This window comes from Streptomyces sp. RLA131, assembly GCF_056270125.1.
This window is the reverse complement of the sequence record NZ_JBWDOQ010000002.1, coordinates 2,176,232-2,187,921: the sequence shown is the minus strand read 5'-3', so window position 1 is coordinate 2,187,921 and position 11,690 is coordinate 2,176,232. Positions and strand designations below refer to the sequence as shown.

Genomic DNA, 11,690 nt, shown 5'->3' with positions numbered 1-11,690 from the left:
CGAGCGGTCCGGCCCGCCGCCGTCCGGCCGCGGGCGCATCTCACAGCCCCCGCGCGCCGCCGGGCGGCCGGCCGGCGCCCTGCGACTCGCGCCACTTGGTGGCCGCCGGATCGGGCACCGGTGTCCGCTGCACGATCTCGGCCACCACCTGCTCCGGCGTACGGCGGTTCAACTGGGCCTGCGCCGTGGGCAGCAGACGGTGCGAGAGCACCGCGGACGCCAGCGTCTGGACGTCGTCCGGCAGCACGAACTCCCGCCCGTCCAGCGCCGCGGCCGCCCTGGCCGCCCGCACCAGGTGCAGCGTGGCGCGCGGCGACGCGCCCAGCCGCAGGTCCTGGTGCTGGCGGGTGGCGCTCACCAGCGCGACCGCGTAGCGCTGCACCGGCACCGACACATGAACGGTGCGCACCGCCTCCACCAGTTTCACGATCTCGTGCGCGTGCGCCACCGGCTGTACGTCGTCCAGCGCCGGGGCGCCGCCGTGCACGTCCAGCATCTGCAACTCGGCCTCGGCGCTCGGGTAGCCGATCGACACCCGGGCCATGAAACGGTCGCGCTGCGCCTCGGGCAGGGGATAGGTACCCTCCATCTCCACCGGGTTCTGGGTGGCGATGACCATGAAGGGGCTGGGCAGCTCGTAGGTGGAGCCGTCGATGGTGACCTGCCGCTCCTCCATCGACTCCAGCAGTGCCGACTGGGTCTTGGGCGAGGCGCGGTTGATCTCGTCGCCGACCACGATCTGCGCGAAGATCGCACCCGGTTTGAACTCGAAGTCCCTCCGCTGCTGGTCGTAGACGCTCACCCCGGTGATGTCCGAGGGCAGCAGGTCCGGCGTGAACTGGATGCGCCGCACCGAGCAGTCGATGGACCGCGCCAGAGCCTTGGCCAGCATGGTCTTGCCGACGCCCGGGACATCCTCGATCAGCAGATGCCCCTCCGCGAGCAGTACGGTCAGCGAAAGCCGTACGACCTCGGGCTTGCCCTCGATCACGTTCTCCACCGAACGGCGGATCCGCTCCGCTGTGGTGGTCAGATCCGTAAGGCTCGCTCGTGCGTCATAGGTCGTCACCCGGCCCTCCTCGGCCCAAATCCCCGTTCGCGTCCCTGACCTCGGGCGAGGTGGCGCGCTCGGAGCATTGTTACTCCAACTATGCTCCGAGTCACTCGTCTTCCGTTACTCAGTCGTGATTTCCCTCAGCAGTCCTGTATGGACGTCGAAGACGAAACCCCGTACATCGTCGGTGTGCGCGAGGAACGGTGAGGTCCGTACCCGCGCCATCGACTGCCGTACGTCCTGCTCCACGTCGCGGAAGGATTCCACCGCCCAGGTCGGCCGCTGGCCCACCTCGTCCTCCAACTGGGTGCGGAAGTCCTCGGTCAGGGTCTCCAGGCCGCAGCCCGTGTGGTGGATCAGCACCACGGAGCGGGTGCCGAGGGCGCGCTGGCTGATGGTGAGCGAGCGGATGGTGTCGTCGGTCACCACTCCGCCGGCGTTGCGGATGGTGTGGCAGTCACCCAGCTCAAGGCCGAGTGCCGCGTGCAGGTCGAGGCGGGCGTCCATGCACGCGACGACCGCGACCTTGAGAACCGGACGGGCGTCCATGCCGGGATCGCGGAACTGCTCCGCGTAGCGCCGGTTCGCCTCGACGAGGCCGTCCGTGACGGAGTCGGTGCCTGCTGGCTGCTTCTCGGTTATCGACATGACACGACCGTAGACGGCACAGGCCCTTCCGACCCGCTGTGAGGTCCCACAAAACTCGGTCAATCCTCCGCATTGTGAGGTAACCCACAGGCCGCGCGCCCGTTCCCCCACGGGGGTGATTTCCGGGCGCGGCCCCGGGCCCGCGCCCGTGGCGGAGCGGGGCGTGCGTTGACCGTGGGGCCCAGTGGAGTAAAGTGGCGCGAAGTGGGTGGCCCGGGACCGGCCCGGGACTGGCTCGAATCGCCTGACCAGCTGCGGGAGGTGCGGATGTTCCTCGGGACGTACGCGCCGCGGCTGGACGACAAGAGCCGGCTGGTGCTCCCCGCCAAGTTCCGCGAGCAGCTCGCCGAGGGCCTGGTGATCACCAAGGGCCAGGAGCGTTGCCTGTACGTATGGCCGCTGACCGAGTTCCGGTCGGTGACCGAGCGGCTGCGCGACGCCCCCGTCACCTCCAAGCCCGCCCGTGACTACATGCGGGTGCTCTTCGCGGGGGCCCACGACGAGGTGCCCGACAAGCAGGGCCGGGTCACTCTTCCGCAGCCCCTGCGCACCTACGCCGGCCTGCGCCGCGACTGCGCGGTCATCGGCGCCAACAACCGGGTGGAGGTGTGGGACGCCACCGTCTGGGAGCAGTATCTGCGGGCCCAGGAGGACACCCTGCCGGCGCTGTCGCAGGAGGTGCCGCCCGGCTTACTGTGACCCTCCCCCGGACTCCGTCCGTCACGGCCCACCGCCGTAGCCTGCTGTCTCACGTACGCGTACGTGACGCTCGGCCTCCTCCCGCTCCCGGTCCGCTGGCACTACTTCCCCGGTGCCAGACGGTTTCGCACGAGCGGGCGGGGACCCAGTGGTACGTCCCAGAACCTGAGAAGGGCCCGATGAGCACCACCCCCTCCCACGTCCCTGTGATGCTGCGGCGCTGCCTCGACATGCTGGCGCCCGCACTGGCCGGGGAGGGCGCGGTCGTGGTGGACGCCACGCTCGGGCTCGGCGGCCACAGCGAGGCGCTGCTCGCGGAGTTCCCCGGCGTCCGGCTGATCGGCATCGACCGCGACCCCGCCGCCCTCGAACTCAGCCGCGAACGCCTCGCCCCCTACGGCGACCGGGCCACCCTCGTGCACGCCGTCTACGACGAGCTGCCCGAGGTCCTCGGCCGCCTCCGCGTCCCCCGGGTCCAGGGCATCCTGTTCGACCTCGGGGTCTCCTCCATGCAGCTCGACGAGGCCGGCCGGGGTTTCGCCTACGCCCAGGACGCGCCGCTGGACATGCGGATGGACCAGAGCACGGGCATCAGCGCCGCCGAGGTCCTCAACACCTATCCGCCGGGCGACCTGGTGCGCATCCTGCGCAACTACGGCGAGGAGAAGTTCGCCCGCAAGATCGTCGACGCCGTGGCCCGGGAGCGCGAGAAGGAACCCTTCACCAACAGCGCCCGGCTGGTCGAACTGATCCGGGCCGCGCTGCCGCAGGCCGCCAAGCGCACCGGCGGCAACCCGGCGAAACGCACCTTCCAGGCGCTGCGCATCGAGGTCAACGGCGAGCTGGCGGTCCTGGAACGGGCCGTCCCCGCCGCTGTGGCCGCCCTCGCCGTCGGCGGCCGTATCGCCGTCCTGTCGTACCAGTCGCTGGAGGACCGCCTCGTCAAGCAGGTCCTCGCCGCGGGCGCCGCGATCACGGCGCCGCCCGGCCTCCCGGTCGTCCCCGAGCGTTACCAGCCCCGGCTCAAGCTGCTCACCCGCGGCGCCGAGCTCCCCACGGAGGACGAGATCGCCGGGAACCGCCGCGCGGCCCCGGCCCGGCTGCGCGGCGCGGAGCGCGTCCGCGAGGAGGAGCCCAGGTGAGCGGAGGCGTGCGGACGGGCGCCCGCCGCCCCGGGGCACCGACGGCCGCGCGGTCCCCGTTCGTGCTGCTGATCGTGCTGCTGCTCGCGGGCGGCCTCTTCTCGCTGCTGCTGCTGAACTCGGCGGTCGTCAAGGACTCCTTCAAGCTGGACGACCTGCAGAAGCAGACCAAGCAGCTCACGGACGAGGAACAGGCCCTCCAGCAGCAGGTGGACGAGTACGCCGCGCCCGGCCCGCTGGACCAGCGGGCGCGTGAGCTGGGGATGGTGCCGGGCGGCAACCCCGCCTTCCTCGCCCCGGACGGCAAGATCAAGGGCTCGCCGGACGCGGCGACCGCCGAGCCCCTGCCGGAGCCCTCCGTGACCCCGGAACCCAGCGCCTCCGCACAGGCCTCCGCGGCGGCCTCCGTCTCACCCGCGGCGTCGCTGTCGCAGTCGCAGTCGCAGTCGCCGCCGTCGCTCGTCCCGTCGCAGGCGCTGTCCGCGTCGCCGGCCCTGTCCCCGTCCGCGGCCGCCGCCGCCCCGGCCGCCGCCGCGGCGGCGGTCCCGGCCGCGTCCGCCACGGTCCCGCCCCCGCAGACGACCACGAGGAGCAATCCGTGACCGGGGACATGCCACCGCGCAGGCGACCGAGGCCCGGGACGGGCCCGGGGCAGCCGCCCAGGCGCCGCCCGCCGGCCCGGCGGCCCGTGCGGCCCTCCGGCGGCACCACCCTGCGGCTGGGGAAGCCGAGGCCCCGGCTGCGCCTGGTCAGCCTGGCGCTGACGCTGGTGATGCTGACCTTCGTCGTCCGGCTCCTGCAGGTGCAGGCCGTCGACGCCTCCTCGTTCGCGACGAAGGCCGAGGCCAACCGCTACTACACCGCGACGCTGGCCGCCGAGCGCGGCACCATCACCGACCGGGACGGTGTGGACCTGGCCAACACCGTGGACGCGTACGACATCACCGCCGACCCGATGCTCTTCACCAAGGAGGAGACGGACGTCGGCGACGCACCCCAGCAGGCGGCCGAGCTGCTCGCCCCCATCGTCGGCGGCGACGAGAAGAAGATCGCCAAGCAGCTCGCGGAGTACCCCGCCTCGCGCAACGAGGTCATCGCCAAGCAGCAGTCGCCCCAGGTCTGGAACCAGATCAAGGACCTGCAGAGCGCACTCGCGGACAAGGCCGCCAAGGGCAGGGGCGCCAACGTCCTGCTCGGCATCTTCCACGAGGCGCACAGCAAGCGGGTCTACCCCAACGGCGACCTCGCCGCCGGCGTGATCGGCTTCGTCAACTCCGAGGGCAAGGGCGGCGGCGGCCTGGAGCAGCAGTACAACACCGCGCTGGCCGGCAAGGACGGCACGATCACCTACGCCCAGTCCGGCGGCCGCCGGATCCCGACCGCCGGCGTACGGGAGAAGGCCGCCGAGCCGGGCTCCACCGTGGAGCTGACCATCGACCGGGACATCCAGTGGGCGGCCCAGCAGGCCATCGCCGACCAGGTGGCGGAGTCCGACGCCGACCGGGGCTACGTCATCGTCCAGGACACCCGGACCGGTCAGGTCCTGGCCATGGCCGACTCCCCGGGCTACGACCCCAACGACCTCAGCAAGGCCGACTCCTCCGCCATGGGCAACGCCGCGCTCTTCGACGCCTACGAGCCCGGCAGCGTCAGCAAGGTGATGTCGATGGCCGCAGTCCTGGACGAGGGCGTCGCGACGCCCGCCACGAAGGTGACCGTTCCCGGAACCCTGCCCCGCGCGGACCGCGTCTTCCACGACGACGTCGACCACGGCACGTGGCATCTCACCCTCAACGGGGTACTCGCCAAGTCCAGCAACATCGGCACGATCCTCGCCACCGAGCAGCTCGGCAAGACCCAGAAGCAGGCGAACAAGGTGCTCTACTCGTACTTGCGCAAGTTCGGGATCGGTCAGCAGACCGGCCTCGCCTTCCCCGGCGAGACCTCCGGCATCCTGGCCAGGCCGCAGAAGTGGAACGCATCGCAGCAGTACACGATCCCCTTCGGCCAGGGGCTGTCCCTCAACGCCCTCCAGGCGACCTCCGTCTACTCCACGATCGCCAACGGCGGCGTGCGCGTCGAGCCGAGCCTGGTCAAGGGCACCACCGGCGCCGACGGCAAGTACGTCCCCGCCGCGGCCCCGAAGAAGACCCGCGTCGTCAGCGAGAAGACCGCCGGCACCGTGTCCCGGATGCTGGAGTCGGTCGTCGGCGACGAGCAGGGCACCGGCATCGCCGCCCGGATCGCCGGCTACCGCGTCGCGGGCAAGACCGGCACGGCCAACCGGGTGGACCCGGAAACAGGCCTCTACAGCGGCTACACCGCCTCCTTCATGGGCTTCGCCCCCGCCGACAAGCCCCGGATCACGGTCTCCTGCGTGATCCAGAACCCGACCGAGGGCAGCTACTTCGGCGGCCAGATCTGCGGCCCGGTCTTCAAGAACGTGATGGAGTTCGCCCTGAAGTCCCTGCAGGTGCCGCCGACCGGCACCCGGGCCGGCAGCCTGCCGGTCGAGTGGAACGCCTCGAAGTCGTGAGGCCGGTGAAAGCCGTGACCGCGGCCACCCCGCCCACCGGGCCCGCAGCCCCGCCGCAGGCGCCGCCAGGGGCCTGCTTTGGCCGTGAGCACGGCCCGGCGGGTACTCTCACCGCCGTGCCACTCGCTGATCAGTCTCCCGGTAAACCCCGCCCGTCCCAGGTCCGCCCCAAACCGCTGGCGGAGCTGGCCGAGCGGCTCGGCACCGAGCCCTCGGCCCCCGGCGGAGCCGACGTCACCGGCATCACCCACGACTCCCGGGCCGTCCGCCCCGGTGACGTGTACGCGGCTCTGCCCGGCGCCCGCCTGCACGGTGCCGACTTCGCCGCGCAGGCCGCCGAACTCGGCGCGGTCGCCGTCCTCACCGACCCGGCCGGTTCCGAACGCGCCGCCGCCACCGGACTGCCGGTGCTGGCCGTGGACAACCCGCGCTCGCGGATGGGCGAGCTGGCCGCCGCGATCTACGACCGGCCGGGTGACGGCCTGCTGCAGATCGGCATCACCGGCACCTCCGGCAAGACCACCACCGCGTATCTCGCCGAGGGCGGTCTGCGGGCCGTCCACGGCACCGCCACCGGTCTGATCGGCACCGTCGAGACCCGGATGGGCGACGAGCGGGTCAAGAGCGAACGGACCACCCCCGAGGCCACCGACCTGCAGGCGCTGTTCGCGGTGATGCGCGAACGCGGTGTGGAGTCGGTCGTGATGGAGGTCTCCAGCCACGCGCTCGTCCTGGGCCGGGTGGACGGGGCGGTCTTCGACGTCGCAGTCTTCACCAACCTCAGCCCCGAGCACATGGAGTTCCACTCGGGCATGGAGGACTACTTCCAGGCCAAGGCGCAGCTGTTCACCCCGCGCCGGGCCCGCCTGGGCGTGGTCAACCTCGACGACGCGTACGGCCGCCGGCTCGCCGCCGAGGCCGCGATCCCGGTCACCACCTTCTCCGCCGAGGGCCACCCGGACGCCGACTGGCGCGCCGAGGACGTCGAGGTGGGCCCGATGGGCTCCCGCTTCACCGCCGTCGGCCCCAAGGGCGAGCGGATCCCCGCCGCCGCCCCGCTGCCGGGCACCTTCAACGTCGCCAACGCGCTGGCCGCGATCACCGCCCTGGTCACCGCCGGGATCGACCCGCGGCACGCCGCCGACGGCGTCGCCGCCGTGGCCGGGGTGCCGGGACGTCTGGAGCGGGTGGACGCCGGACAGCCCTATCTGGCCGTGGTGGACTACGCCCACAAGACCGACGCCGTGGAATCGGTGCTGCGCGCGCTGCGCAAGGTCACCGAGGGCAGTCTGCATGTGGTGATCGGCTGCGGCGGCGACCGTGACACCACCAAGCGCGGCCCGATGGGGGCCGCCGCCGCGCGGCTCGCCGACACCGCCGTACTGACCTCCGACAACCCGCGCTCGGAGGACCCCCTCGCCATCCTCGCCACCATGCTGGCCGGGGCCGCCGAGGTCCCCGCCCATGAGCGGGGCGCCGTCGTGGTCGAGGCCGACCGGGCCGCCGCGATCGCCGCCGCCGTCGCCCGGGCCCGCCCGGGGGACACGGTGCTGGTCGCGGGCAAGGGCCACGAACAGGGCCAGGACATCGCCGGGGTGGTACGCCCCTTCGACGACCGTGAGGTCCTGCGCAAGGCCATCCGGGCCGACCAGGCCAATCAGGCCAACCGGAACGACAAGGACCAGGACCAGCTGTGATCCCACTCACCCTCGCCGAAGTCGCCCAGGCGGTCGGCGGGAGCACGAACGACATACCGGCCCCGGACACCCGTGTCACCGGGCCCGTGGTCATCGACTCCCGCGCGGTGGAGCCCGGCAGCCTCTTCGCCGCCTTCGCCGGCGAGCGCGTCGACGGCCACGACTACGCCGCGCGGGCCATGGCGGCCGGCGCGGTCGCCGTGCTCGCCGCCCGCCCGCTCGACGGCGTCCCCACGATCGTCGTGCCCGATGTGCAGACCGCGCTCGGCGCGCTGGCCAAGTACGTCATCGAACGGCTGGGCGCCACCCTCGTCGCCCTCACCGGCTCGGCCGGCAAGACCAGCACCAAGGACCTGATCGCGCAGCTCCTGCAGCGGATCGCGCCCACCGTGTGGCCGGAGGGCTCGCTCAACAACGAGATCGGGCTGCCGCTCACCGCGCTGCGCGCCGAGGAGAACACCCGGCACCTGGTGCTGGAGATGGGCGCCCGGGGCATCGGCCACATCCGCTACCTCACCGGACTGACCCCGCCCCGGATCGGCGTCGTCCTCAACGTCGGCACCGCCCACGTCGGCGAGTTCGGCGGCCGTGAGCAGATCGCCCTGGGCAAGGGCGAACTGGTCGAGGCCCTGCCGCCGGCCGACGCCGGCGGTATCGCCGTGCTCAACGCCGACGACCCCTTCGTACGTGCCATGGCCGATCGCACCAAGGCCCGCGTCGTCCTGTTCGGCGAGGGCCAGGACGCCGAGGTGCGAGCCGGTAATGTCCGGCTCAACGACCGAGGTCAGGCCGTATTCACACTCGTTACGCCTACCGGGTGCAGCGAAGTGACCTTGCGCCTGTACGGTGAGCACCACGTGTCGAACGCGCTCGCCGCGGCCGCCGTCGCCCGTGAACTGGGCATGTCCGTCGAGGAGATCGCCACCGCGCTCTCCGAGGCCGGAACGCTCTCCCGCTGGCGGATGGAGGTCGTCGAGCGGCCGGACGGCGTGACGGTCGTCAACGACGCCTACAACGCGAACCCCGACTCCATGAGGGCCGCTCTTCGAGCACTCGCCGCCATGGGCCGGGGCAGGCGGACGTGGGCTGTGCTGGGCGAGATGGCGGAGCTGGGTGAGGAGTCCCTCGCCGAGCACGACGCGGTCGGACGGCTCGCCGTCCGGCTCAACGTCAGCAAGCTCGTGGCGGTGGGCGGCCGTGAGGCCTCCTGGCTGCAAATGGGCGCCTACAACGAGGGTTCGTGGGGTGAGGAGTCGGTGCACGTGTCCGACGCTGAGGCGGCGATCGATCTGTTGCGCAGCGAACTGCGTCCGGGGGACGTCGTGCTGGTGAAGGCATCACGGTCGGTTGGTCTGGAGCGGGTGGCGCTCGCGCTGCTGGCCTCGGGCGCTGAGGGCGGGGTCTCCGCCTGATGAAGCAGATTCTGATCTCCGGTGTCATCAGCCTGTTCCTGTCGCTGGTCGGCACCCCGCTGCTGATCAAGCTGCTCGCCCGCAAGGGCTACGGCCAGTTCATCCGCGACGACGGCCCCAAGGAACACCACAGCAAGCGCGGTACGCCCACCATGGGTGGTATCGCCTTCATCCTGGCCACGCTCGTCGCGTACGCCGTCACGAAGGTCATCACCTCCGAGCGGCCGACCATCTCCGGCCTGCTGGTGCTGTTCCTCTTCGCCGGTATGGGCGTGGTCGGCTTCCTGGACGACTACATCAAGATCGTCAAGCAGCGCAGCCTCGGTCTGCGCGCCAAGGCGAAGATGGCCGGCCAGCTGATCGTCGGCATCGCCTTCGCGGTCCTGTCGCTGCAGTTCGCGGACGCCCGCGGCCAGACCCCGGCCTCCACGAAGCTGTCCTTCACCCAGGACTTCGGCTGGTCGGTCGGCCCGGTGATCTTCGTCATCTGGGCGCTGTTCATGATCCTGGCCATGTCCAACGGCGTGAACCTCACCGACGGTCTGGACGGCCTCGCCACCGGCGCCTCGGTGATGGTCTTCGCCGCCTACACCGTCATCGGTGTCTGGCAGTACGGCCAGTGGTGCGGCAACCCGCTGATCGCCGACAGCGCCTGTTACGAGGTCCGCAACCCGCTGGACCTGGCGGTCGTCGCGGCGGCCCTGATGGGCGCCTGCTTCGGCTTCCTGTGGTGGAACACCTCACCGGCGAAGATCTTCATGGGCGACACCGGGTCCCTGGCCCTGGGCGGCGCCCTGGCCGGCCTCGCCATCCTGTCCCGCACCGAGCTGCTGATCGCCGTCCTCGGCGGCCTGTTCGTCCTCATCACCATGTCGGTCGTCATCCAGGTCGGCTCCTTCCGCCTCACCGGCAAGCGGGTCTTCCGGATGGCCCCGCTCCAGCACCATTTCGAGCTCAAGGGCTGGGGCGAGGTCCTCGTCGTCGTCCGCTTCTGGATCATCCAGGGCATGTGCATGGCGGTCGGCCTCGGCCTGTTCTACGCGGGCTGGGTGGCGGCGAAGTGACAGGCCTCCCGCCGGAGACCGCGACGACGCCCGACCTGGCGGGACGCCGTGTCACCGTCGCCGGGCTCGGCGTCAGCGGTGTGCCCGCCGCCAAGGTGCTCCACGGCCTCGGTGCGCGGGTCACCGCCGTGGACGGCGCCGACCACGAGAAGGCGCGTGCGCAGGCCGCCGAACTGGAGGCGCTCGGGATCACCGTGCGCCTCGGCGACGGCGCCACCCTGCCCGAGGGCACCGACCTCGTCGTCACCACCCCCGGCTGGAAGCCCGCCGCCCCGCTCTTCGCGGCCGCCGCCGAGGCGGGCGTACCCGTCTGGGGCGACGTGGAACTGGCCTGGCGGCTGCGGGCCCCCGGAGCCGCCCCCTGGCTCGCGGTGACCGGCACCAACGGCAAGACCACCACCGTCCAGATGCTGGCGAGCATCCTGCGGGCCGCCGGCCTGCGCACCGCCGCCGTCGGCAACATCGGCGTGTCGCTGCTGGACGTCGTCCTGGGCGACGAGCCGTACGACGTGCTCGCCGTCGAGCTGTCCAGCTACCAGCTGCACTGGGCACCCTCGGTACGGCCGCACTCCGCCGTCGTCCTCAACCTGGCCCCGGACCACCTGGACTGGCACGGCTCCATGGAGGCGTACGCCGCCGACAAGGGGCGTATCTATCAGGGCAACCAGGTCGCCTGCGTCTACAACCTCGCCGACCCGGCCACCGAGGCGCTGGTCCGCGAGGCCGACGTCGAGGAGGGGGCCCGCGCCATCGGCTTCACCCTCGGCAGCCCGCGCCCGTCCGAGTTCGGCGTGGTGGACGGCATCCTGCTCGACCGGGCCTTCGTCGAGAACCGGCAGCGCAACGCCCAGGAGCTGGCCGAGGTCTCCGACATCGACCCGCCGGCCCCGCACAACGTCGCCAACGCCCTGGCCGCCGCCGCCCTCGCCCGGGCCTACGGCGTGTCCCCGGGCGCCGTCCGGGACGGCCTGCGGGCCTTCACCCCGGACGCCCACCGGATCGCGCGGGTCGCCACCGTCGACGGCGTGTCGTACGTCGACGACTCCAAGGCCACCAACACCCACGCCGCCGAGGCCTCCTTGGCGGCGTACGAGCCCGTCGTGTGGATCGCCGGCGGTCTCGCCAAGGGCGCCACCTTCGACGAGCTCGTGCGCGGCGCCGCCCAGCGGCTGCGCGGCGCCGTCCTGATCGGTGCCGACCGCGCCCTGATCCGGGAAGCGCTCGCGCGACACGCCCCCGAGGTCCCGGTCGTCGACCTCGACCGCACCGACACTGGGGCGATGGCGGCGGCCGTCGCCGCGGCCGCCGGTCTGGCCCACCCCGGCGACACGGTCCTGCTGGCCCCGGCCTGCGCCTCCATGGACATGTTCGCGAACTACAACGTCCGTGGAGACATCTTCGCCCAGGCCGTACGGGACCTGCCGAAAGGCACGTAGGC

10 protein-coding genes are annotated in these 11,690 nt (G+C 72.1%); 8 read left to right on the top strand and 2 right to left on the bottom strand.

Going from position 1 to position 11,690, the window contains the following annotated elements; genetic code table 11:
* Positions 1-40: 40 nt before the first annotated feature.
* Entirely contained in the window at positions 41-1,069 is a 1,029-nt protein-coding gene (locus RWE79_RS10905) for an AAA family ATPase (RefSeq protein ID WP_475939839.1), read from the bottom strand.
* Positions 1,070-1,174: 105 nt separating this feature from the next.
* Positions 1,175-1,702: a beta-class carbonic anhydrase gene (locus tag RWE79_RS10900; RefSeq protein ID WP_475939838.1), complete on the bottom strand. Its 528-nt coding sequence runs from the start codon at positions 1,700-1,702 to the stop codon at positions 1,175-1,177.
* Between the two features lie 204 nt (positions 1,703-1,906).
* Here RWE79_RS10900 and mraZ point away from each other — a divergent pair, with 204 nt between their 5' ends.
* The 8 genes from mraZ to murD all read left to right on the top strand — a co-directional run bounded on the left by mraZ (position 1,907) and on the right by murD (position 11,688).
* Positions 1,907-2,401, top strand: coding sequence for a division/cell wall cluster transcriptional repressor MraZ (gene mraZ / locus RWE79_RS10895; protein ID WP_475939837.1), 495 nt, complete (start codon positions 1,907-1,909; stop codon positions 2,399-2,401).
* Positions 2,402-2,580: 179 nt separating this feature from the next.
* Positions 2,581-3,543, top strand: coding sequence for a 16S rRNA (cytosine(1402)-N(4))-methyltransferase RsmH (gene rsmH, locus RWE79_RS10890; RefSeq protein WP_475939836.1), 963 nt, complete (start codon positions 2,581-2,583; stop codon positions 3,541-3,543).
* Positions 3,540-4,145 carry a cell division protein FtsL gene (gene ftsL / locus RWE79_RS10885; protein ID WP_475939835.1) on the top strand — a complete coding sequence of 202 codons (606 nt, stop codon included), beginning with the start codon at positions 3,540-3,542 and terminating at the stop codon, positions 4,143-4,145. The genes rsmH and ftsL overlap by 4 nt, the downstream gene beginning before the upstream one ends.
* Positions 4,146-4,153: 8 nt before the next feature.
* The gene (locus tag RWE79_RS10880; protein WP_475945740.1) at positions 4,154-6,079 is read left to right on the top strand and encodes a peptidoglycan D,D-transpeptidase FtsI family protein; all 1,926 of its coding nucleotides are present in this window, start codon (positions 4,154-4,156) and stop codon (positions 6,077-6,079) included.
* A 14-nt stretch (positions 6,080-6,093) separates the two neighbouring features.
* Complete coding sequence (locus RWE79_RS10875) at positions 6,094-7,776, top strand: UDP-N-acetylmuramoyl-L-alanyl-D-glutamate--2,6-diaminopimelate ligase (RefSeq protein ID WP_475939834.1); 1,683 nt, start codon at positions 6,094-6,096, stop codon at positions 7,774-7,776.
* A complete protein-coding gene (locus RWE79_RS10870; RefSeq protein ID WP_475939833.1) occupies positions 7,773-9,188 on the top strand; it encodes a UDP-N-acetylmuramoyl-tripeptide--D-alanyl-D-alanine ligase in 1,416 nt (471 codons plus the stop codon). The genes RWE79_RS10875 and RWE79_RS10870 overlap by 4 nt, the downstream gene beginning before the upstream one ends.
* The gene (gene mraY / locus RWE79_RS10865; protein WP_475939832.1) at positions 9,188-10,252 is read left to right on the top strand and encodes a phospho-N-acetylmuramoyl-pentapeptide-transferase; all 1,065 of its coding nucleotides are present in this window, start codon (positions 9,188-9,190) and stop codon (positions 10,250-10,252) included. The genes RWE79_RS10870 and mraY overlap by 1 nt, the downstream gene beginning before the upstream one ends.
* Positions 10,249-11,688, top strand: a complete 1,440-nt coding sequence (gene murD, locus RWE79_RS10860; protein ID WP_475939831.1) for a UDP-N-acetylmuramoyl-L-alanine--D-glutamate ligase — start codon at positions 10,249-10,251, stop codon at positions 11,686-11,688. Before mraY ends, murD begins: the two co-directional genes overlap by 4 nt.
* Positions 11,689-11,690 lie beyond the last annotated feature (2 nt).